Source organism: Halomonas huangheensis (genome assembly GCF_001431725.1).
Taxonomy (GTDB): Bacteria; Pseudomonadota; Gammaproteobacteria; order Pseudomonadales; family Halomonadaceae; genus Halomonas; species Halomonas huangheensis.
The window spans coordinates 1572853-1596654 of sequence record NZ_CP013106.1 but is presented as its reverse complement, the minus strand read 5'-3'; the positions used below and the strand labels follow the sequence as shown (position 1 = coordinate 1596654).

General features: G+C 58.4%; 17 protein-coding genes. 3 read left to right on the top strand and 14 right to left on the bottom strand.

Annotated features, from left to right (window positions below):
• Window positions 1-6: 6 nt before the first annotated feature.
• The 6 genes from hrpA to AR456_RS07130 all read right to left on the bottom strand — a co-directional run bounded on the left by hrpA (window position 7) and on the right by AR456_RS07130 (window position 10687).
• Window positions 7-3963, bottom strand: a complete 3957-nt coding sequence (gene hrpA / locus AR456_RS07150; RefSeq protein ID WP_236995569.1) for an ATP-dependent RNA helicase HrpA — start codon at window positions 3961-3963, stop codon at window positions 7-9.
• Window positions 3964-4139: 176 nt separating this feature from the next.
• Window positions 4140-5825, bottom strand: a complete 1686-nt coding sequence (locus AR456_RS07145; RefSeq protein ID WP_021820695.1) for an AMP-binding protein — start codon at window positions 5823-5825, stop codon at window positions 4140-4142.
• Between the two features lie 227 nt (window positions 5826-6052).
• Window positions 6053-6856: a class II glutamine amidotransferase gene (locus AR456_RS07140; protein ID WP_021820694.1), complete on the bottom strand. Its 804-nt coding sequence runs from the start codon at window positions 6854-6856 to the stop codon at window positions 6053-6055.
• Window positions 6857-7810: 954 nt separating this feature from the next.
• The gene (locus AR456_RS20880; protein ID WP_081694714.1) at window positions 7811-7972 is read right to left on the bottom strand and encodes a metallothionein; all 162 of its coding nucleotides are present in this window, start codon (window positions 7970-7972) and stop codon (window positions 7811-7813) included.
• A gap of 358 nt (window positions 7973-8330) precedes the next feature.
• Window positions 8331-10187 carry a VWA domain-containing protein gene (locus AR456_RS07135; protein ID WP_236995549.1) on the bottom strand — a complete coding sequence of 619 codons (1857 nt, stop codon included), beginning with the start codon at window positions 10185-10187 and terminating at the stop codon, window positions 8331-8333.
• A 44-nt stretch (window positions 10188-10231) separates the two neighbouring features.
• Window positions 10232-10687: a hypothetical protein gene (locus tag AR456_RS07130; protein WP_031208698.1), complete on the bottom strand. Its 456-nt coding sequence runs from the start codon at window positions 10685-10687 to the stop codon at window positions 10232-10234.
• Between the two features lie 78 nt (window positions 10688-10765).
• On the opposite strand from AR456_RS07130, the gene AR456_RS07125 reads away from it, so the two are divergent.
• Together AR456_RS07125 and AR456_RS07120 are read left to right on the top strand one after the other, a co-directional pair.
• Entirely contained in the window at window positions 10766-12946 is a 2181-nt protein-coding gene (locus AR456_RS07125; RefSeq protein ID WP_021820691.1) for a S9 family peptidase, read from the top strand.
• Between the two features lie 81 nt (window positions 12947-13027).
• Complete coding sequence (locus AR456_RS07120) at window positions 13028-13891, top strand: hypothetical protein (RefSeq protein ID WP_021820690.1); 864 nt, start codon at window positions 13028-13030, stop codon at window positions 13889-13891.
• A 188-nt stretch (window positions 13892-14079) separates the two neighbouring features.
• Here the strand turns inward: AR456_RS07120 and AR456_RS07115 are convergent, their stop codons facing one another.
• From AR456_RS07115 to dnaX, 6 genes are all read right to left on the bottom strand, one after another.
• Window positions 14080-14541, bottom strand: a complete 462-nt coding sequence (locus AR456_RS07115; RefSeq protein WP_031208697.1) for a YcgN family cysteine cluster protein — start codon at window positions 14539-14541, stop codon at window positions 14080-14082.
• Between the two features lie 138 nt (window positions 14542-14679).
• On the bottom strand, window positions 14680-14988 hold the full coding sequence (locus tag AR456_RS07110) for a YcgL domain-containing protein (protein WP_021820688.1): 309 nt from the start codon (window positions 14986-14988) through the stop codon (window positions 14680-14682).
• A gap of 13 nt (window positions 14989-15001) precedes the next feature.
• Window positions 15002-16126: a ribonuclease D gene (rnd, locus tag AR456_RS07105; RefSeq protein WP_021820687.1), complete on the bottom strand. Its 1125-nt coding sequence runs from the start codon at window positions 16124-16126 to the stop codon at window positions 15002-15004.
• A gap of 26 nt (window positions 16127-16152) precedes the next feature.
• Window positions 16153-16758 (bottom strand): recombination mediator RecR, encoded by a 606-nt coding sequence (recR, locus tag AR456_RS07100; protein WP_021820686.1) that lies wholly within the window; start codon window positions 16756-16758, stop codon window positions 16153-16155.
• A 184-nt stretch (window positions 16759-16942) separates the two neighbouring features.
• Complete coding sequence (locus tag AR456_RS07095; protein WP_021820685.1) at window positions 16943-17269, bottom strand: YbaB/EbfC family nucleoid-associated protein; 327 nt, start codon at window positions 17267-17269, stop codon at window positions 16943-16945.
• A 57-nt stretch (window positions 17270-17326) separates the two neighbouring features.
• Entirely contained in the window at window positions 17327-19558 is a 2232-nt protein-coding gene (gene dnaX / locus AR456_RS07090) for a DNA polymerase III subunit gamma/tau (RefSeq protein WP_021820684.1), read from the bottom strand.
• Window positions 19559-19954: 396 nt separating this feature from the next.
• Here dnaX and AR456_RS07085 point away from each other — a divergent pair, with 396 nt between their 5' ends.
• The gene (locus AR456_RS07085; RefSeq protein ID WP_021820683.1) at window positions 19955-21118 is read left to right on the top strand and encodes a hypothetical protein; all 1164 of its coding nucleotides are present in this window, start codon (window positions 19955-19957) and stop codon (window positions 21116-21118) included.
• Between the two features lie 123 nt (window positions 21119-21241).
• On the opposite strand, the gene AR456_RS07080 is transcribed toward AR456_RS07085, so the two are convergent.
• The gene (locus AR456_RS07080; RefSeq protein WP_021820682.1) at window positions 21242-21985 is read right to left on the bottom strand and encodes a tellurite resistance TerB family protein; all 744 of its coding nucleotides are present in this window, start codon (window positions 21983-21985) and stop codon (window positions 21242-21244) included.
• 274 nt (window positions 21986-22259) lie between these two features.
• The gene (locus AR456_RS07075; protein ID WP_021820681.1) at window positions 22260-23636 is read right to left on the bottom strand and encodes an NAD-dependent succinate-semialdehyde dehydrogenase; all 1377 of its coding nucleotides are present in this window, start codon (window positions 23634-23636) and stop codon (window positions 22260-22262) included.
• Window positions 23637-23802 lie beyond the last annotated feature (166 nt).

The window sequence follows — 23802 nt, the reverse complement described above, 5'->3', positions numbered from 1 at the left end:
CATCAACTAACCACGCCCAGTCAATTCTGCCCAGCGCTTTTCGAGACGCTTGGTCGAGACCGGCATTGCCGTCCCCAGTTGTTGCGCGAAAAGTGATACACGCAACTCTTCGATCCACCAACTGAACTCAACCAGCGCCGGGTCTTCCACCGCTCCCTTGCGTTCCGCCTCGCGGCGTGCCGCCAGGCGTGCCTCAAAGTCCTGGACTTCCTGCATGTGCATCTGGTCACGCATACGTTCACGCGGAGCCTTTTCGAGACGGATCAATGCCGCTTCCATATAACGAGGATACGCCTCCAGCCAAGGACCTGCCTGGGTTATGAAGCCCGGGTGCACCAGACGCTTCATCTGTGCCTTGAGATCACTGTATACCAACGCCAGCGCCAGGCTCAGATTCCCCTTCAACGCCTGAGTCACCTGCAGGTGCCCTTCCAACGCCTGCTGGAGCGTGGCCATGAGTTTCTCGGCATGCGGCACCAGATCTGCGCCAACCTCTGCAAGGCGTGCCTCAAGCGCCTCCGCATCACGTGGCAGCGGATCGACGGCAACCACCTGCGTGAAGACCGCGCGCACCAGATCGTCGCTCAATGCACGCTTGCTGCCCACCTTGGTGAACAACAGTGCACACTTGTCCAATCCTGATAATCGCTCAATGGTGCGTACCTGATCCGGCAAGCGCGCCATGGCGGCCTTGACCACACCACTGCGATGCGCCTCACGGGCCTTGTCAGGATGGTCATAAAGTTCGAGTTTGAGCCCATTGCCATCCGCCACCAGAGCGGGGAAAGCCTCGACGCGAATCCCGGCCTGATGGGTTACGCGAGACTCCGGTAATGGTTGCTCAGGGAAGCCATCCAACTGCTCGGTGGCTTCCACCGAGCGCGCCAGAGCACGCGCACCCTCTCCGGCGGCCGACTCGAAGCGTCGAACCAACTCACGCAGATCACGTCCCTGTCCCAGCACCTTACCGTTGTGATCAACGACCTTGAGATTCATGATCAAGTGCGGATCCAGCTGCTCCACTCGCCAGTCATCAGGATGCATTCGCACCCCGGTCTTGATCCGCAGAAACTCACCCAGCGCCTCGCACAGCCCACCTTCACCGGGCGTCAGAGATGCCAGAGCTGCATCGACCCAATCGGGAATCGGCACTACCTGTCGGCGCATCGACTTGGGCAGGGATTTCAGCAGCGCAATGCACTTGTCACGCAGCAGTCCGGGAACCAACCACTCCAACCTGGACGCCGACAACTGTGACAACATCGCCGCTGGTACCGTCATGGTCACCCCATCATCCTCGGCGCCAGGCGCAAAATGGTAGGCCAGCGGGTAGCGCACCCCATCAAGGCTCAGCTCATCCGGATACTGCTGTTCGGTGACATCATCGGTAGCGCGGGCCAACAAGGCCTCGCGATCAAACATCAGCAATTTCGGATTATCGCGTTCCGCCTTGCGCCGCCAAGCCTCAAAGCCCTTGCCATTGACGATATCCTGCGGCACCCGCTCGGCGTAGAAGTCGAACAACGTCTCCTCGTCAACGAGGATGTCACGTCGGCGCGCGCGATCCTCCAGATCCGTGACCTCTTCGATCAACTCGCGGTTATGCGCCAGAAACTCACCTCGGGTACGGAACTCCCCTTCCACCAGCGCACGCCGGATGAACAGTTCCCATGACTCACGCGGTGCAACAGGTCCGTAATGCACCTTGCGGCGAGCCACGATCGGCAGGCCGAACAGCGTTACCTGCTCGAACGCCACCACCTGGGCGCGCTTCATCTCCCAGTGCGGCTCACTGTAATTACGTTTGACCAGATGCCCGGCCAGCGGCTCGATCCACTGTGGATCGATACGCGCCACGGTGCGTGCAAACAGCCGTGATGTCTCGATCAATTCCATGGCCATGACCCACTTCGGTGTCTTCTTCGACAACCCGGATGAAGGGTGGATCATGAACTTGCGATTACGCGCGCCCAGATAATCACGGTTCTCGGTCAGCGTACCGAGATTCGACAACAAGCCGGTCAACAGCGCGCGATGCATCGAAGCGCTGGCCTGACGACGCAACTCACCGGCCTGCTCATGCTCCTCATCAATCACTGCTGGAGCGGGTACCTGGATATCCTGGTCGCGCAACAACTGTCGCAACTGACGGAACGTATCGTGCCACTCGCGTAGACGCAGATAATTCAGATAGTGTTCACGGCACCAGCGCCGCAGGCGATTACCGGACAACTCCTCGCGTGCCTGCTCGAAGCCGTGCCACAGGTTGAGTATGGCGACGAAGTCCGAATCAGGGTCTCGCCAACGACGGTGCGCCTGGTCGGCTGCCTCGCGCTTGTCCGCCGGGCGGTCACGAGGGTCCTGCACGGCAAGCGCCGAAACCACCACCAACACATCACGTAGACACTGCTGCTCATCACCCGCCAACAGCATACGTGCCAATCGAGGGTCAATGGGAAAACGCGCCAGGCGACGGCCATCAGCAGTCAGTCGTTGCTGGTCATCCACCGCGCCCAGCTCATGCAATAGGCGGAAGCCGTCTGTCACAAAGCGCGAGTCGGGCGGATCGACAAAGGGAAAGGCTTCGATGCTGCCGAGCTTGAGCGACAACATCGACAGAATCACCGAGGCCAGATTGGTACGACGGATTTCCGGATCGGTAAACTCCGGGCGACCGAGAAAGTCCTCCTCGTCGTACAGCCGGATACAGACCCCTTCGGCCACTCGGCCACAACGTCCCTTACGCTGATTGGCGCTGGCCTGACTGACCGCTTCCACGGGTAGACGCTGTATCTTGGCGCGGTAACTGTAGCGACTGATGCGCACCAATCCCGGATCGATTACGTAGCGAATGCCAGGTACCGTCAGCGAGGTTTCGGCAACATTGGTTGCCAGCACGATACGTCGGCCGCTGTGCGATGCAAAGACACGGTTCTGCTCGGCATTGGACAGCCGCGCGTAGAGCGGCAGAATCTCGGTGTGGCGCAAATCGGCACGCCGCAGCACGTCGGCGGTTTCTCGGATCTCGCGTTCACCGGGCAGGAACACCAGAATATCGCGAGGGCCTGCGGACCAGCGCCGTTCACGCTCAATGGACTCGATCTCCTCGACGGCGTGGAGAATACCTTCGCTCAGCGTGCGGTCTTCCTCGTCTTCGGCATCGCGCACCAACGGACGATAGAGCACGTCCACCGGAAAGGTGCGCCCGGAAACTTCCACCACCGGCGCGGGCTTTGGCTTTCCATCGTCACCCGGGAGGCTGAAATGCTGGCTGAAGCGCTCAACGTCGATGGTCGCCGAGGTGATAATGATCTTGAGATCGCGGCGCCGCTCCAGCAGCCGCTTGAGATAACCGAGCAGAAAGTCGATGTTGAGGCTACGTTCGTGCGCCTCATCGATGATCAATGTTTCGTAACGCAGCAGATCGGGATCATTGCGGGTCTCGGCCAGCAGAATGCCGTCGGTCATCAGTTTGACCAGGGTGTCATCACTGGTCTGGTCGGTAAAACGCACCTGATAACCGACCTGGTCACCGAGACTGACCTGCATTTCCTCTGCAAGACGCGACGCCACCGAGCGTGCTGCCAGGCGCCTTGGTTGGGTATGGCCAATCAAGCCACGACGTCCCAACCCCAGTTCGAGACACAGCTTGGGCAGCTGCGTAGTCTTGCCCGAGCCTGTTTCACCAGCCACCACCACTACCTGATGCTCAGCCAGTGCCGCGAGAATGTCGTCGCGCCTGGCTGCAACCGGGAGTGCCTCAGGATATTCCAGCGTTACTGACCGCCCGCGACGTGCCGCCAGTAACTGCTGAGAGCGTTGAACCTGACTGGCCACTTCGGCAAGGGCGCGATCAATCGGCTTGCCCTCGCGGACACGACGACGCAGCCCGGCCAGGCGTTTGGCCAGACCGGGGCGATCACGCAACATCAGGTCGTCCAGTGCCGCTTCGAAATGCTTCAGTTGCGTCTCAGCATCAAGGCGTTGGGGCGGAGTCGAAGTCTCGGTGCTCAAGATAGAAAACTCACGATGGAAAAGCTGGCTCCACAGCAAAGGACGCTTCGCTCTCTTGCGAAAGCGAAGCGTCAAGACAAAGCGGGTATTGTAACGCCGACCGTCACTCCGGAGCCAATCGGCCCTCAGTCAGCGCTATCACCCTCAGTCTGGGTCGACTCATCACGCAGTTGGCGGCGCAATACCTTGCCGACATTGGTCTTGGGCAGTTCATCGCGGAACTCCACCACCCTGGGCACCTTGTAGGCCGTCAGCTCCTTCTTGCACCAGCTGCGCAGGTCCTCAGCAGTCAGAGAAGTATCCTTGACCACGACAAACAGCTTGATCACTTCACCGTTGGTATCGTCCGGCACCCCAACCGCACAGGATTCAACGACGCCCGGATGGGTCGCCACCACATCCTCGATCTCATTTGGATATACATTGAATCCGGAGACCAGAATCATGTCCTTCTTGCGGTCGACAATGCGCACATAACCATCATCCTGAATCACCGCGATATCGCCGGTGTGGAAGAAACCATCCTCATCAATGGCTCTGGCTGTCTCATCATCACGATTCCAGTAACCCTTCATCACCTGCGGGCCTCGCACACAGAGTTCTCCGGGTTCACCTACGGGCGGTGCCTTGCCTTCGGCGTCACACAGCCTGAGCTCGGTACCCGCCACTGGGCGCCCGATGGTGCCGAGCTGAATGGCATCAACTGGATTGAAGCTGACAATCGGCGATGTTTCGGTGAGACCGTAACCCTCGGCAACCGGACAGCCGGTCACCTCCTCCCAGCGTTTGGCCACCGCGCGGGTCAAGGCCATACCACCAGAGATGGTCAGATGCAGGCGCGAGAAATCCAACGACTTGAAATCGTCTCGGTTGCACAATGCGTTGAACAGCGTGTTGAGTCCCACAAACCCGGTGAAGGGTGTCGTACGCAATTCCTTGACGAAGTTGTCGAGGTCTCGCGGATTGGTAATCAACACCGAATGATTACCGCCCTCCAGCATGAACAGACAATTCACCGTAAAGGTGTAGATATGGTAGACCGGCAAAGGTGCCACCACGACCTCTGAGCCACTCTTGAGCCCGGAACCGATGGCGGCTTTGGCCTGCAGCATATTCGCCACCAGGTTGCGATGGGTCAGCATGGTGCCCTTCGCAAGGCCTGTGGTACCGCCGGTGTACTGCAACGCGAGGATATCATCCGGCTGGCGGGTGACCTCCTGATGCTGGAGCCCTGCTCCTTTCTTGAGCGCCTGACGGAATGACACTGCCTTCGGCAGAGAATAACGCGGCACCATCTTCTTGATGTACTTGACCGCAAGATTGATCAGCGGGCGCTTGGGAAAATCATGCAGATCACCAATCTCGGTTATCAGTACGTTTTCGATCTCGGTCTGGTCGAGAATCTTCTCAAGCTTGCTGGCCATATTGGCCAGAATCAGAATCGCCCTGGCGCCGGAATCCTTGAACTGGTGCGCCATTTCGCGCTCGGTATAGAGCGGATTGGTATTGACCACCACCAGGCCGGCGCGAATCGCACCAAATACAGCGACCGGGAACTGCAGCAGATTGGGCAGCTGAATGGCAATTCGGTCCCCCGGCTTGAGGTCAGTCTCATGCTGCAGCCATGCCGCGAAGTCAGCCGACAAGCGGTCGAGGTCACGGTAGCTGAGTAGCTTGCCCATGCACGAAAAGGCAGTATTGCCGGGATAACGTTCCACCGAGCGATGGAAGATATCCATCACTGAGTGGTAATCATCCAACCCTTCCAGCGCGGCTCCCGTGACAATTGTCTCGCTGTCATGCTCATTCATCGGCGTTCTCCATCATCGGAGGCCACATGAGCCCCCTTGTTATTCTATGAATTCAGGATTCTATAGATCCAGACGCTCCAGTGGCGACCACTACATGACCCCGGAGTACTCCCCGGTTACCTTAGCCTGTTGATGACAAGACTGTAATACGCTCGATTAAAACTTTTGTTTAAATTCTTTCAGATCCGGCAACTTCCACTCCACTGAAGACCGCCAATTACTGCCGGTCAGCTCGACACAACTTCTGCATCCGGTGCCAGATACCGCGCCACGATGTGTCCGTCATGCCAGACCAGCAGCTCGCCCGGCAACATCCGGACCCAGGACTCATTGTCGGTCAAGGGCTCCGTGGCGACCACCGAGACAACATCATTCGGTGTCGTATGCTCAGCAAAATTGACCAGCACCTCTGCATCGGACAGGTTGGCTTCTCCGAATGGAGCCTTGCGAGTGATATGCGCCAGCTTCGTCGAGCAATAGGTATAGAGATACTGACCATCGGCAAGCAGCAGATTGAACACTCCCAAACTGCGCAATCGCTCACAGAGAGAATGCACTGTCTGCCATAACCTCTGGCAGTCATCGACCGGGTCGGGAAAACGCTGACGAAGCTCTCCCATCAGCCAGCAGAAGGCATGCTCACTGTCAGTGGAACCAACGGGCCGGTAGAAGCTCAGCGGCAGCGCCTCCCACCCACTCAACTGGCCGTTGTGTGCATAGCACCAGGGGCGCCCCCACATCTCGCGAGTAAAGGGATGGGTATTGGCCAGCGTCACCTTACCGACATTGGCCTGACGAATATGACTGATGACGATGTGTGATTTGATCGGGTAATCGCAGATCAGGCGGGCAATCGGCGAACGAACCGAAGGATGCGGATCACGAAAGTCACGATAACCGCCTTCCTCGTAGAAAGCGATACCCCAGCCATCGCGATGCGGCCCGGTACCGCCTCCCCGATTCAGAAAACCAGTGAAGCTGAAACAGATGTCAGTGGGAACATTGGCACTCATGCCCAGCAATTCACACATGGAACAGATGCCCTCGCATATGATGTTGATGCAAAAGGTATTTCTTCACTAACTGTCTCACGATAACCTAAGTGTCTCACAAAATTGACTACTTGACCGACCTTATCGCCTGCCGCCTTTGGCTCCAGCGCTGGCGGATCACTGCAACACTTGTGTGATCCCGAAGCACCAGAGCCCTCGCTTCGCTCTCTACCTCACTTCCCACCTTGGTCCTCGACCGTTACGTGTGAAGCTCATCTCCAGACTGGTCTTGTCCAGCGTGTCTTGCGTCATGCCCTACCATTGCCCATCCCATGACTGAGTCATGCTCTGGTCGTTGGCGTATAGTTTTCTTCAATGGTTGGGAAGAAGGGGCGTCGCGCCTTGGGCTTGCACGCCCCACTCGGCGCCAACACATCGTCATGGTAATTTCATCTTGTGCCCCAAGTCGCAGCAGGACATAGAGACGTCGGTGTCAGTACTGCTGGATGAAATGGGAGTGATAATCTCCGTAACACATCTCTCGTAGTTGTAAATATTGCCCATGCCCCGGTCGTTTCCCGGGGCATTTTTTTCGCCAATACCCCGGACATTCTGCCCCAGTCACCAGCTTGTCGCCCCTCCCCACCTGAGCAACATTCCTCATCAGGTCTCTTCACGCGTTTCCATTTCACTGGCGAGATCCAGTCATCCTGCACGGCATCCCGGTTACCCAAATAACATCCACGCAAAATGTCCTTGACCTGGATGTCAATGAAATCACGAGAAAGACACTAACCAACAATGAACATCTCTGGAGCAGAAAACCTTACATTCGGATATATCAAGTCCACCAAGGTTGCACCGCTGTGCCATCTGCATGGTGAAAGTGCGGAGCAGAGAGCCAAACATACACCATACAGAGGTGGTCAAAATTGATAAGAACGATGAATTCATCAAAGAAAAGGGGCCCTGGAGGCCCCTATCAGGAAATCATCACCCGCATTCGCAGTTATGACCACAATCCTTCGAACCATCCGCATGACCAGTAGCACAGGCTTCGCAGCAATACAGGACTCCATCCTTCTCGATGGATTGACTGTCCACTGTGCATTTGCAATTGGGGCACCCACACGTTTTCTGAGACTCCTGATTCATGATGATTCTCCCATGTTTGCCTCATGAATCTGAATCGTAGACACCAACCCCAATGTTATGTCATTACAATTGATCGATTGTTGAGTGGTAGGAAGCTCTTCCTTGCAACTACGATCATAAGTCGCATTAGAACCCTATGGCGCTCAGATATCGAGCTCTGAAGCCAGGAGACCTCACCAGGGCTTCTGGCGATAGATAAACTGCCATAACACCTGGGCAGTGCCGATATGGCGTCTCACGCTATCCCTCATGACTTCTATAAAACAAGTACTTATGAGTGCTACCGCGATGAAAGCGTGAGACACCTGATGCCATCTGTGTAATTGACTTACATGGTTAAAAGAGGAACCCCTGTAGCTCACACATGCGGTTCCTCCCTCGCCGGCTCAGTCGCCCGACGCCTGCGCCAGACACGCCATACCACTAGCAAAACCACCAACACCGCCAGTCCGATCCAGACTCGAAGGTCGCGTGAGCGTTCCTTGAGCTGTGACTCGACTGTCGGCCACACATTGCGTCCCCAGTCGATGATCAGTTGAGGGTTGTTGACCAACTCAACAAAGCGGTCTGCCAATGCGTCCGCCGAACGCTGCTGATCGGCGGCATCCGTCACTTCCTCGGCGAAACGTTCACCCACCAGGGTCGGCCCTGCTGCCGCCCGGTCGATGCCAACACTGCCATCAGTATTGAGCCAGACGGTCGGCAGCCTCCAGTTCAACTGACGACCATCGAGAGTCGCCTGGGCGTCGATCACCAGCGGCTGGCGCAACTGATCATTGGTTTCCGGCAGCATTATTTCCCAGCGTTGACGACCGATCGCTTCTGCTGTCAACGGTGTTCCGAGGAGGTCACCAGAGAGTATCGTATTGCCACGATTGAGACGTGGGTGCTCGGCCACCAGCTCAATACTACGGCGATCACTACTCACCACCGCACCGATAGCCGGGAGAATATTCACCGCCTGTACCCGTTGGCGATGAAAGCCATCACCGACTGCATCGATCACCAGCCGCGCATTACCGGTAGCCGTAGGTGCCGGCAGCACACCGACAAAGTGCTCACCCTGACGCTCCAGGCGGGTCTCGACAGGTGTCTCGAAATCCTCACCATTGAGACTTGCGGTAACCGTCAAACCATCGGGAGCCGGAGCGTCATCGCCTGACTCCAGCCATGCTTCCAACGGCAGATCAAACCCCGCATACAACGTCGATGGCAAGGAGCTGGTCGCCAACCGTGTATCGCCAGAGACCGTAACCCGACTCTGGGGTCCGACCGCTCCTTCAATACGCCATTCACCATGCTGTGCATCGGGTATACGAATCAGATCGAAGCGTGGCTGGTGCTGCCAGCTCACCTCGGGAGGCACATTGTCTGCAGAATAGCGGGTGCCATCTGGCGCCACCAAGGTCACTTCATCGCCCCCGGGAGGATGAAAAACCAGCGCAGAGAAGTCATTGACACTGTCATCTATAACAAAGCGCCCATTGTCGAGCGGCACCTGATCCGCCGGGAAGATACGCTCGACGATATCCAGAAACGCTCCCAGCAGCTGCTCCGGGGTTTCCACGACCGCGGCCAGTCCACCCGTCTGCTGTCCCAGCCTCTCGACCAACGCCACATCAGCACCTTCAGAAAAGGCGATGGCATGCACTGCCACGCCCTGTCTGGCAAGGTCCGGAGCCAGGGCATCCAATACCCGCTTGCGTGATTCAACATCAGCAGCAGGCTTGGTGCCTCGTCGTGGCGGTAGGTCAACTACGCCGTCGGTCAACAACACCACATGGCGCCAGCCATTGGCTTCCTCCGCCGAAGCCATACGCAGCGCTGCTTCGATATCGGTGTATTGCTGATAGTTCTCCAACACAGGCGGCAGTCGCAACGCACTCTGACGCCAGTCGTCTGTCACCGGAGCCAACGGTAGAGGATTATCGACCCGCTCACCAAAGGTCCAGATACCTGCTGAGACCCCATCAGGCAACAATGCCACCAGCATATTCAGCGCACTTCCGGAAAGCTGGTTGGGATCGTTGGCTTTCATGCTACCGGAAACGTCCACCACCACTCGTACATCCGGACGCTCCTGCACCGCGGTGTCGGTGACGCTCTGGGCATGAGCAGTACTGGGGCCTTTCACACACAACAATGCCACGCTCATTACCAGCAGGATGAAGGTGCGCCCCAACCCGTGCACCATGGCAACCATAGGTATTCGCATCACAATCTCATGTTGTCGATAGAATCCATTGTGGTCGCCTCGTTCTATCCCAACACCGGTTCGCGGCGCTGTCCATCGTTACCAGGCCCTGGACGACCACCCTCATCATCCTGATCGCGCTGCGCTTGTTGGCGCGTCGCCGCCGCTCTCTGCTGAATACGCTTGCGGCCGAACCACCACAACACCAGCCCGAAGAGTGCACCGATAACGGCTCCGACTACCACCAATGCAGCCGCACCGGCAAAGTTGCTGCCATGTTCGAAGAAGGACACGGCGGCGACCATGATCCCCGGAGCCTTGCCGACATAAACCTTGCCCTCCTCGACCAGCGGCAACTCGAATGTCGCCGGCATCCACATCACCCCAGCAATTGTCCAGGTCAACACGATACGCGGCAAACGCGGCAGAAAACTCAGGCCGAGGTAGCCAGTCAGTAGTACCAACAGCGACAATGCTGCGTAAATCATCCAAAGCAATGACATTGAATCCGAGATCAACATGGGTTCCTCACTTGCAGGTGCGCCTGGGTCAGCCAGGTGCATGACAAAAATTTTCTTGAGTATGGTACATCTCGCCACATGAAAGCACAGCCGCCAAATGCGTATGACAACTCTGCTACCTCTCTTCCTGCCAGGCAGTTCCTGCGCCAGGGTGACCCTGACTGGCACTGGCTGGAATCCCGCGACGACGACCAGGTAATCGCGTTTCTCGATGCTGCCAACCAGGCATCAGATAGCTGGTTCGCCCCTCTGGAAGGGCTCGCCGAGCGCCTCTATGACGGCCATCTAGCACGCCGGGAACTCAGTGTCACCGGGCTCGCCACACGCCTTGACCACTTCACGGTATGGAGCGAAACCGCGGCCGATGCCGAGTATCCTCTGTGGTGGCGACATCCCAACGACAAGCCCGATCAGCGCGAGTGCTTCCTCGACCTGGAGGCACGCGCAGCTCAACAATCCTTTCTTGAACTTGGCGATATGGCACTGTCACCCGACGAGCAATGGTTGGCCTGGACAGAAGATCCTCAGGGAGACGAGACCTACACTCTGCACCTCAAGTTCCTTCCCGATGGTGATCCGATCACATTACTTGAGCAGATCGGTGCCGAATTATGCTGGGCAGAGGACGGTTCGACACTGCTTTTCACCCGCTACGACGCCACACAGCGCCCCGATAGCGTATGGCGTCTACCGCTTGCGCTGGGTGCCGACGGCGAATGCCATAGCCACGCGCCAGAGATGATTCTGCGCGAGGAAGACCCGGAGTTCTGGATTGGACTCGGCAAGACTCGTTCACGTCGCTGGCTGATGATCGACAGCGCCTCCAAGGACACCAGTGAGACCTGGCTGATCCCGGCCGATGCGCCCGCAACACCACCGCAGTGCTTTCAGCCTCGCCAGCGTGGTGTTGAGTACGCTGTGGATCACCGCCCCGGCAGCTTCTATGTGCTGCACAACCAGGACGCCGTACACTTTCAACTCGACGCAGTTGCCGAACACACCATTACCCGCCGACCCCGCAGCAGGGAACCTGCGTCGGCCGCTCAACGTCACTCCGTCATTGCTCATCGTGAGCACGTTACTCTCGAAGGCATCGATGCCTATCACTGGGGCTTGATCATCACCGAGCGGGACCACAACACCGCTCAAGTCCAATTGCGTTGTCTGGAGTTCACCACTGACGACGCACTGCAGCGCGATGAAATCCTCCCCGCCTCGGCACCACCGGTCAGCGTAGGGCTGGGAGATACACCACACTTCGATGCGCGAATCCTGCGCCTGCGTGAGGAATCATTTACCACACCTGCCAGTTGGTGGTCTCTCGATCTCGATACTGGCCAACGCGAATTGCTCAAGCGCCAGCCGCTGCATGGGGATATCGGCCCAGACGACCTGATCTGTGAACGCCTCTGGGCAGAGTCTCATGATGGCGAGCGAATTCCGGTCTCGGTGGTACGTCTGGCACGCCTGGCCGGTCAACCGCTGCCTACTCTGCTCTACGGTTATGGCGCCTATGGCGAGGCCCTTGATCCATGGTTCTCGACATCACGCCTGGAACTGATGGCACGCGGCGTCGCCTTCGCTGTTGCTCATGTTCGTGGTGGTGGTGATCGTGGCGAGCCCTGGTATCTGGCCGGCAAGCTGGAGCACAAGTCCAACAGTTTCCACGACTTTCTGGCCGCTCGGAACACGCTGGTCGACCAGGGCCTGGCCGAGCCCGAACATATCGTTGCCTATGGTGCCAGCGCCGGTGGGCTGTTGGTCGGAGCCAGCCTCAACATGCAACCGGACGCCTTTTGCGCCGCCGTTCTCGATGTCCCGTTCGTCGACGTACTTCGAACCATGGAGAACCCCGACCTACCGTTGACCACCGCGGAATACACCGAATGGGGAAATCCAGACAACCCACGCGATGCACGGTATATTCGAGGCTATTCACCGATCGACAACCTGGTCGCCAGCGACTGGCCAGCGGTGTTTCTACAGGGAAGTTGGCACGATACTCGTGTGCCCTACTGGGAACCCGCCAAGCTCTATGCACGCCTGGCACTGGCGAACGCAGCCGACACAGCATTGTCCAATCGACCTGTACTACTGCGAACCGATATGGAGGCAGGCCACGGTGGTGCCTCTGGTCGCTTCAAGGCCTGGCGTGATGGTGCCCGCCAGGATGCCTTCATTCTCTGGGCTCTCGGTCTCGCGAATGACGATCTCGCGGAAGACGATGGTGAGGCCAGCACAACCAGCACCAGCAACTGAAATTGGTCATGCTGAGACGCGCATCAAAGCCGGGTCTGCGCAGTCTCCGGAATCAATACCGGTAGGAAAAGGATGTTTCTCATGAATGCAAAACCCATGCTCGCCCTCACCGCCGCACTATGGCTTGGCATCGGCCTCGGGGGCTGCTCCGACGGTGACGATGAGAGCACGGAGCAGAGTGAAACCACCACACAGAACCAGTCTTCCGACGACACGACCGAAGTGGCTGCCGAAGACACAGAGGAAACCCCATCCACTACCAGCGAGCCGATGTCGGAATCTGATCGTCAAGCTAAGCTGGAAGACTCACTACGTGCCAACTTCGACCCCCAACTGGGTGAAGTGCGCTATCTCATAGGTTGGGCTGACCTCAACGGCGACGATCAGGAAGAAGCCGTAGTTCACGTCGTTGGCCCCATGGTATGTGGCACTGGTGGCTGTGACACCCTGATACTGCAAGCCCAGGACAATGCCTGGCAGGTAATCAGTGCACAACCGACCACTGAGCCGCCTGTGCAAATTGCCAGCAGCTCTCATGAAGGCTGGCAGGACCTTCTGGTCCAACGTCATGTGGATGCCGGCGAGCCCAACGAAGTCGTACGCCTGAGCTTTGACGGCCAGAGCTATATCGAAGCCGAAGAAGGTGTTGCGGATGCCGAGGCTACCAGGACGTTGATCGAGCCCTTCGACAGCATGGAAGACGCGGAAGCGCTGTTCCATGGAGAAGTATCCGGAAGCTACGAAGGAGCCTCGCTGGTGGACGAAGAGGAAGCCGCAACTGCTGCCGAACCGCAGGACCAGAGTGACGAGGCTACAGAGGGTAGTGAACAGGATGGTGCCGAACAGGAAAGTCCTGAGGAAGGTACCGAGCAGAACGCCACTGATCAGGGTGCAGCCGGCGACGATGCTGGAGAAGCCTCCGAGGAAAACTCGAACAATAACTGAATTCTCGACAGCACCAAGCCGAGCGGTCTTCCGGTCAATATTGACCTGGGCAATATCTCGAAACAGGAGAGGGCTCTCCAGCGGGAGAGCTCCCTTTTCTGGTCATGATCACCAGGCAACCGTGAAGTCAGTTATTGAGCAATGGGAAAGTACGCCCCATCCAACACGAACTATCCGTGGCAAGGCTTTCAATCATCAACGGGAATGACCGCGATGATATGGTCTTCATAGTGCTCTTCGGCAACTTCGGTCTGCGAGACAGCGAACGAGCGAACGCTGATACCCTTGCGATGCACGCGCTCAGGATCACCGCTGATCAGATGATGCCAACCCGCCAGCTTGCGCCCCTCTGCGAGGCGTCGATAGGCACAGGAGTGCGGCAGCCACTTGAAGCGCCCAGCCAGCTCCGGAGTCAGTTGGGTGCAGTCCGGCACCTTGTCGAAACGATGCGGATAGTCACTGCAGCGACAGCCGTGGATATCCAGCAGTTCACAGGCCACATTCAGCACGGCCAGATCCCCGCTATCCTCATCCTCGAACTTGAGTAGACAGCACTGCCCACAACCGTCGCAGAGCGCTTCCCACTCCTCGTCAGTCAGTTCCTCGAGCGTATAGCGCTCCCAGAATCGTTCTCTCATTTTCACGGTCATTCTGTTGTCAAGCCGACGAGCATACGTCGCTCTAGTCTGAACTCAGTTCTTGCTGCGGCCCATGGGATAGCTCGTAGCTCGTAGCTCGTAGCTCGTAGCTCGTAGCTCGTAGCTCGTAGCTCGTAGCTCGTAGCTCGTTCAGTACCTAGCTTCAGTCGGGGTCCGATAGAGGTCCAGAAGATACTCATCCTTGGCTGGCGGCATCTGCAGGTAGAACCCCTTCTCCTCGATGGCCTTCATCACGTCGGCGCCAGTAGTGCGTGCCAATGCCTTGTCGGCGGTGAGGATCATCGTCATCGCTGACACTGGCTTACCAAAGCGTTCCAGCAGTGCCTCGGGAACCTCTTCGAGCCCCTTGAGCTTATCAACATAGAGGTACATCTCCTCCTTGCGCGAGCTCTTGAAGATTTCGCAAAGTAACTTGCCTTGCATGGTGGTGTGGGTCATTGCTGTCTCGTCATCATGAAAAGGCCTTCAGTGCATCTTCGAGTCCGGTATTCAGTAACTCACCTCGCCAGCCCTCCGGCAGTGACAGCGGTTCATTACGCATATCAGCTGTCACCAGAGCTTCGAGGTCACGGCGGCGCATCAGTACTTCGGGAGCAATACCGAGTTGTTGTGCCTCACCATTGACGACCTGCTTGAGCGCCTTGAGGCGCTTCTTGAACGGCGGCAATGCCGGCGAGAGTGGCGCAGGCAGTAGGTTGGCCGCATCCTGGTGCTGTGCCTGCTTGACCATAGCGAGCAACGAATCACCATCTCGCTTGATCATGGTCGGTTTGACACCGTCCACCTCAGCCAACTCATAGCGATTTTCCGGCATACGCTCAGCAATGGCATAGAGAAGCTTGTCCTGCATCACCCAGCCACGCGGAAGATTGCGCTGACGGGCTTCCCCTTCACGCCAGGTGGTCATCAGTCGATAGGCATCGACCTGACGGGGATTGAGCCGCCATAGCTGGCGATGACGCAGATACCACTGGCCATCGCTTGCGGTACTGCGCTCGGACTGCTCCAGAATCTCGGCACAGTCCTGCATGACCCAATCGATCCGCCGCAGGTCAACCAGTGCGGGTTCCTGGCGCTGCCAAACCTCCAGCAAATAGACCACATCCAGCGCCGCATAGCTCAACTGCGAATCGGACAGCGGGCGCTCCAGCCAGTTCGAGCGCGTCTCTTCCTTGGGCAACGTCTCGCCCACCCAGTGCTCCACCAGACGCTGATAGCCCATGGCAGCATCCTCGCCAAGCAGGCTCTGGGCCACTTGCGTATCCACCAAGGGAGAAGGCAGTACTCCAGCCCAATGGGCAAAGACCTCCAGGTCTTCACTACTGGCGTGCAGCAGCTTGAGAGCATCATTGGTCAGCAATGCACGTAACGCATCCGTGCATTCCACCGCCAATGGATCAATCAGGTATGCCGGGCCGCCCGCACAGATCTGGATCAGAGCAGGCACTGGGTGAAAGGTCTTCTCGCGAAAGAACTCGGTGTCCAACGCCAGTACCGGCGCATCTTGCAGTGCGACGCAGGCCTCATCAAGGGCGTCGCCATTATCGATCCAACGGATATCAGGGGAAACAGGCATTCAAGCGTCCAGCTCAGGGAAAGGTCTCACTCGCCGGCAAAGGGCAAGCGACCGGAAAAGGCGCGACTCAGCGTGCCGCCATCGACGTACTCGAGCTCACCGCCCATGGGAACACCATAGGCGAGGCGTGACAGGCGCGCACCCTGTGCCTCGATCTGGGTCGCGATATAATGTGCGGTCGCTTCACCCTCGACGGTAGGGTTGGTAGCGAGTATGACTTCCTCGACCTTGCCTTCCGCGATGATGGCCTCAAGCTGATCAAGCCCGATGTCCTCGGGACCGATACCATCCAGCGGCGAGAGATGCCCATGCAGCACGAAGTATCGACCCTGATAGCCACCGGCTTCCTCCATGGCCAGCATGTCGGCGGGAGACTCCACCACGCACAGTAGCCGGTCATCACGCCTCGGACTCTCGCATAGCGAGCACAGCGGCTCTTCGGTCAACGTACGGCAGCGCTGGCAGTATCCCACACGTTCCACCGCTTCCCGCAGCACTCCTGCCAGGCGATCACCGCCTTCGCGGTTGCGTTCCAGCAGATGCATCGCCATGCGCTGCGCCGTCCGCGGTCCGACACCTGGCAATACTCTCAGGGCTTCCATCAACTGCTCGACCAGCGGGGAAAAACTCATCGTTGTCTCGACTCAGCAGAAAAGTGCCATCACAGGGATGGCACTTCGTGATGTCATGCGTGAAAAGCACGTCAATGCGGGATGCCCTGTCTTTCGGCAAGAGTCTTTCGGCAAGAGCCTTTTGGCAAGAGCAGGTTGCCCCGTGGCCTATCTCAAAAGTTGGCGAGCGATAGCCAGACGACGCCTAGAACGGCATCTTGAAGCCTGCCGGCAGATTGAGCCCAGCTGTCGCTTCTTCCATCTTTTCTTTCGAGCTGCTTTCCACCTTGCGCACGGCATCGTTGACCGCCGCTGCCAACAGATCTTCCAGCAGTTCCTTGTCCTCTTCCATGACGCTCGGGTCGATCTCGACCTTGCTGACGTCATGACGGCCGTTCATGGTGACCTTGACCATACCGGCACCAGACTCACCCAGGACTTCAGCGCGCGCGACTTCTTCCTGCACACGCTGCATCTTCTCCTGCATTTCCTGAGCTTGCTTCATCAGGTTGCCCATTCCACCCTTCATCATGGTTCTGTCCTCATTTGCATGGAGAGCCGTCACTGACGCCTCTCGAAATCCGTACATTCAAGCGCCACTTTCCGCCTCTACCGGAGTCACTGTTGACTCAATCAAGCGGGCGCCGAATGTCTGCTGTAATTTCTGTATATGGGGATCACGCTTCAAAGCCTCAACCGCTTTGGCGTGACGTTCTGCTGCCAGACGATCAAACATCTGTCGTGGCGTTTCTACACGACTGTCAGGCTCGGTCACTTCGATGTCCAGCTTGCGAGGAAAACCCGCCGCCTCGAGGCCATCTCGAATCCTCGTGACGTGGACTTCTGCATGCATTGCCGCCTGTGACGGATCAAGATGCAATACCACTCGCCGACCATCATCTTCGGCGACAATGCAGTGTGCTGCCAGGTTTCGCGTCAGTCCGGAAAGCCCCAACTGATCGAAGCACGCCAACCACCCAGCATGGTTCAGGACTCCTTCCGGCGCTGGTGGCGGTGGCTCAGGCGCGACAGTGGCTGGTTGCTGTTCCTGTTCCTGTTCCTGTTCCTGTTCCTGTTCCTGTTCCTGTTCCTGTTCCTGTGAGACATGCTGGGGTTCAGCAAGCATGGGCTCTGACTGAAGCTGGTGAGACTGAACCTGAAGAGGCTCGGCCTGGTCACCAGCATCAGTTGGAGATTCCTGTGGCTCATCGCCAGAATCCGGTTGCCTGGGCACCGACAGCTCAGCGGCTTGCTGTTGAGCAACGGCAGGCCGTTCAACGCCCACATCTGACGTCACCGGGGCTGCATGCTCAGCCTGCTGAGGGCTCTCTACTGGCTGAGGGCTCTCAATCTGCTGAGGGCTCTGACGTACTGCCTCCGCCTCTATCGAGGAAGGCCCAGCAACTGCCTGCCCCTGGCCGGCGGCCATCGAGTCATGTTCGGATAGGGGCGCCTCAGCGCCCTGCGAAGGGTCCTCGGGTTCGCCGCCCTCCCAGGGCGGAGGAGGTTCTACGCTTTCGCTCGCAGCAGGTATCGCCTCGCTGGTCGCCGGTGGTGGTTCGGAGGACTGAGGCGCCGCTGCCACGGTGTCGCTTGCCGCAGGACTCACCGGGGCCTCGGCAGGTATGCTCTGCCCACTGCCAGGAGCCGAGGCATTGGCAGCACTTCCAGCCTCTTCACCACGCATCGGCAAGGGTGTACGCGCCGGCTTCGGAACGCCCTGCGGGCGGAATGCCAGCATGCGCAGCAGCGTCATTTCCAGTGCGGTACGTAAATCCGGGGCGTGCGCCATATCGGCTCGTCCCTGGATTCCAATCTGGTAGTAGAGCTGCACATCCTCAGCGGTAAAGCGTCCCGCCAGCGCTATCAGCGCCTCACGATCACCCTGCCCATTATCCAATGCCTGAGGCACCATCTGGCCGATGGCCAGTCGGTGCAATACCGCACTCATATCATCGAGTACGGCGGCAAAATCCGGCCCCTGTTCGGCCAGGTTTGCCACGGCCTGCAACAGTCGTTGGGCATCCACGTCGGCCAACGCCTCGACGAGTTCCAGAACATGACGGTGATCGAGAGTACCGAGCATCGCCGCGACATCGGCATGTCGCACCTCACCCTGACCAAATGCAATCGCTTGATCGGTGAGGCTCATTGCATCACGCATCGAGCCTGCAGCCGCCTTGCCCAGCAGCCACAATGCCGACTCCTCGAAGGGAACCTGCTCAGCCTCCAGCACCTTCGATAGGTGACCGACGACGCGTTCCGGCGGCATATGCTTGAGCGTAAACTGCAGGCAGCGCGACAGCACGGTGGCAGGTAGCTTCTGCGGATCAGTGGTCGCCAGCAGGAACTTCACGTGGGGAGGCGGCTCTTCCAGCGTCTTCAGCAGCGCATTGAAACTGCTGGTGGAAAGCATGTGTACCTCATCGATGAGGTACACCTTGTAGCGGCCCTGAGTGGGGGCATACTGCACGTTGTCGAGCAGCTCGCGCGTGTCTTCAACCTTGGTTCGAGAAGCTGCATCAACCTCGATAAGGTCCACAAAGCGACCTTGATCGATGGACTGGCAGGCATCACAGGTCCCGCAGGGAGTCGAGGTGATACCTTCATCACCATCGCCCTTCTCGGTGCAGTTGAGGCACTTGGCAAGAATTCGCGCCAGGGTGGTCTTGCCCACGCCACGCGTACCGGTGAACAGGTAAGCGTGATGCAGACGACCCTGATCCAGCGCATTGACCAACGCGCGTTGGACGTGCTCCTGTCCGACCAGTTCGTGGAAGGTACGTGGCCGCCATTTGCGGGCCAGGACCTGATAGCTCATGAGGCGTGGTTTCCTTGCTGCTGGACCTGAAGCAGATGCAGGCTGCGAACGCTCCGGCAAAGCATTGCTCGTTCACTCGACAGTATTTTTCTGGGCAGTATTCTTTTGCGTAGTCGTGGCATTCTACCGGTTGGCCGTAAAAGCGTAAAAGCGTAAAACCATAAAAGCGTATAAACGTATAAGCGTATAAGCGTATAAGCGTAAAACCATACAGGCGTGTAAACGTCTGAGTGCCGGGGCCACAGCCCCCGAGGGTCCTCCGCGATATATCTGTTTCGGAGCAACCGACGTTCATCAGTGGCATATCTGGATACACCCCCAATGCAATACGACCCCAATCAAGAGCCTACTCCATATTCGCCACCCGCACCGTCGGGCAGGACACCACACCGCCGCATGCAGGTGTGGCTCACCCTGCTGATTGCCGCCCTGGTCACCCTGTGCTGGCTGTCAGTACTCGATCGCGCCACCCAACGGCAGGTGGAGAGTGCGACCACTCAAGCCCTGGTCGCCTTTGCCGCTGCGCGCGGTTTGAACGCGGGAATCTCGGTGCTGCAATCGACCGAGGTGGGTGTTGGTGTCACGACCCACCCCTTCGAGGCCCTCGACCCCTTCAACGACCTGGTTGAGGATTACTCGAGCATCATGAAGCTGGCGATCGGGTCACTGATTGGCCAGACACTGCTGCTGGAAATCTCCTCCAGCCTGGTCTTCAAACTGGCATTGACGCTGAGCGCAGCAATATTCCTGGTTTGTCTATGGTGGCGTCCCGATGCCGCCTCCCGTGCATGGAAGCTATTTGCCTCGGTAGCACTGGTACGCTTCCTGGTGCTGCTCGCACTACTGGTCAACATCATGATCGATCAGGCATTCCTCGATGAACCGACCGAACAGAACATGACCGAAGTCCGGGTGCTCGCCAGCGATGTGCAGGCGACCAATGCCGGCACCAGCAACGATCACCTTGATACAGCAGAACGCGAGAGCCTGGAAACGGAGCGCGACGAGTTGCAGACACGCCGCAACGAGCTACACACACGGCTGGTGGAAGCCAATCGTCACGTCGCTCAGGCTGAAAGCAGCATGGATCAGACGCGCGGCCGCGCGGCCATTATCAAGGCACGCATGAGCCTCGCCGAGATCCTCAACCCTTTCCACGAGAATCCCGAACTGGAACGTCTCGAAGGCATCCTCGCCGACCAGCGCGCCAGCCTTGAGGGGCAGGTCGAACAACGCGAGCAACTTCTGCAGGAGCTTTCCCGGACCGACGCACGTCGCGAGCAGATCCGGCGCCGCCTGGCCGGTGAAGAGGAAAGCCTGGCCGACAGCTTGAGCCGACGCCTGGCGGGACTGACCGAGAGCTTCAGTGTCGAGGCCATTCAGGCACGAGTGGAATCGGGGACTCGCGCCATCCTCAATCTAATGGCGCTATTCGTGATGCGAACTCTGGTCGCGCCGCTGATACTACTGTGGTTGGGACTGAAACTGTTCCGGGCAATCTATGGCATTCGCCCACCGATCATTCAGCGACCCGATCGACTTCCACCTCCGAGCCACTGAGCATTGGTTACTGGCGATATACCTACATCGGTGACACAACCGCCCCACGGAATCAGCTCTCCGTGAGGCGGGCCTCGCAGCCAATAGTCTCCGGCAGTTGGTAGCGCCAGACAGTTGGTAGAATCAGGCAGAGGGCAGTTGTCGTTCAAGCTCGCGACACACACCTTCCTCCAGACCCAGCGCCGACGCCAACTCATCCAGCCAGGCACGCTCCATGGCGTTCTGCTCATCGATCACTGCCGCGCTGGCGAGGTAGATCTCGCGTGCTGCCTGGGGAGAGTCCGCCTGGCGCGCCAACGCCTGGGCATCCAGCGGTGCTTCGAGCTGCTGTTGCACCCAGGCGTGCATCTCATCATCCGCCCCCAGTTGCTGCATCTGCTCGACGATCAGGGCACGCTCATCAGCATCGATATGCCCATCGGCACGCGCCGCCATGATCACCGCCTGCAGCACTTCCAGACTACGTTGCTCCTGTTCCTGCCCCTGAAGCTCCTCCAGTGGACGACCCTCGCTCGCCGGTGCGTCCGCAGGAGACGCACCACCCTGATGCTTCTGCCAGGCCTTCCAGGCCATCATGCCGACACCGGCGATAGCGGCGTATTTGGCCGCCTTGCCGCCCATGCTGCGTCCCCGGCTCGAACCCATCAGCATTCCCAGTGCACCGCCACCCAGCAGACTCTTGACGTCGAAACCACCGGATGACGAAGACGATGAGGAGCGTCCGCTCTGGTTGCCACCGGATAGCTGCGACGAAACACTGTTGATCAGGCCCTTTACATCGAGACCACCACCACTACTCCGACTGCCGCTGCTGCTGGAGCCCGAAGCCTGTTTCATGATCTGGTCAAGCAGGTGTTTGGCGTTCATCGATATCTCCTGTTGAGAGTGGGACCGCTCACCCAGCATAGCGCGATCAACGCCAATCATGCCCGAGAAGCGGAAGACTCCGCAAAGCGGACTCAGAAAAGCCAGGTTCTGAAAAACAAACAGCCCCGGCGAGACAATCACCGAGGCTGCTGTCAGTACGATGCAGGGTTCCAGGCAACCGAGTTCCGAAAAACCAAGTCCAGGAAACCTGGCTCCGAGAAACCTGGCTCCGAGAAACCAAGCTCCGTAAAACCAGGTTATGAGAAACCGCGCATCAGCGCTTCTGAGCCACCTTCACCATCTGGCGGTTGACGAACTCATCCATCCCGGCCTTGCCAAGCTCACGGCCGAAACCGGAACGTTTGACGCCGCCAAAAGGCAATTCCGCTTCGCTTCCGGGTGGCTCGTTGATATGTACCATCCCCACGTCAAGCCGATCAGCAAGCGCCTGAGCACGCACTGGGTCAGTGGTTTGAATCACGGCTCCAAGGCCATACTGACTGTCGTTGGCCAGCGCGATGGCCTGTTCAAGGTCGGCAGCTCGGTACACCACTGCCACGGGACCGAACAGCTCTTCATGGAACACACGCATATCCGGCGTCACATCGACCAGCAGTGTCGGCGCATACCATGCACCAGCACGCTCGAGTCGCTTACCGCCGGTGACCAGACGCGCTCCCTGGGAGATGGCATCCTGCACCTGGGCATCGAGATTGACTAGCGCCTGCTCGGACGACATAGGCCCCATCACGGTGTCGTCGGCCATGGGGTCGCCAACCTTGATCGTTCCGATACCTTGCTCGAAGGCCGCCAGGAAGGCGTCGTAGACACTGTCTTCGACAATGATGCGCTTGGCGGCGTTACAGGCCTGGCCGCAGTTACCAAAGCGCCCCAGGATGGCATGGGTCACCGCCTGCTCGAGATCGGCATCGGCGAGCACCAGGTAAGGATCGGAACCGCCCAGTTCCAGCACCACCTTCTTCAGATGACGACCGGCCTGCTCGGCCACCGCAGCTCCAGCACGCTCGGACCCGGTCAACGACACACCCAGCACACGCGGGTCCTCGATCAGGCTGCTGACCTGTTCGTTGCTGGCAAAGATGTTGGTATAGAGCCCTTCATCTGCTCCCGCATCACGGAAGATCTGCTCGATGGCCAGCGCCGACTCGGGACACTGTGGCGCGTGCTTGAGCAGAATGGTGTTGCCGTTGAGCAGGTTCGGAGCCGCAAAACGCGCCACCTGATAGTAAGGGAAGTTCCAAGGCATGATGCCAAGCAGAACACCCAGCCCCTGCTTGCGGACCTGAGCAGTCGCGCCAGCGGTAGTGATCGACTCGGGAGCCAACCAACCCGGGCCATTGTCGGCGTAGTAACGATAGATATCGACCACGATCGACAGCTCACCCAGTGCCTGGGCCTTGGGCTTGCCCATCTCGCGCACAATGATATCCGCCAGTTCGTTGCGACGTTGATGGTGCAGGTCAGCCACTCGAGTCAACAGTGCCGCTCGCTCATCGGCAGCGACAGTCCGCCAGCTTCTCCATGCCTGATGAGCACTTTCCAGTGCCTCGCTGATCGCAGCATCGCTGGCCGTGTCATACCTTGCTTCCACTTCGCCGGTAGCGGGATTGGTCACCTGATAGCTGATCATTCGTGCCTCTCTTGAAGGGGGAAAGGGATTATTGTCATCTCCGCACATTACGCCGGACTCGTTCAAGTATCGAGCAGTTATACCAGTGAGGATATTGCAGAACACATACCCTTTGAACGGTATATGCAGCTTTCCCTGCTTCCGTCTGCCAGGCAGGACGGCCCGC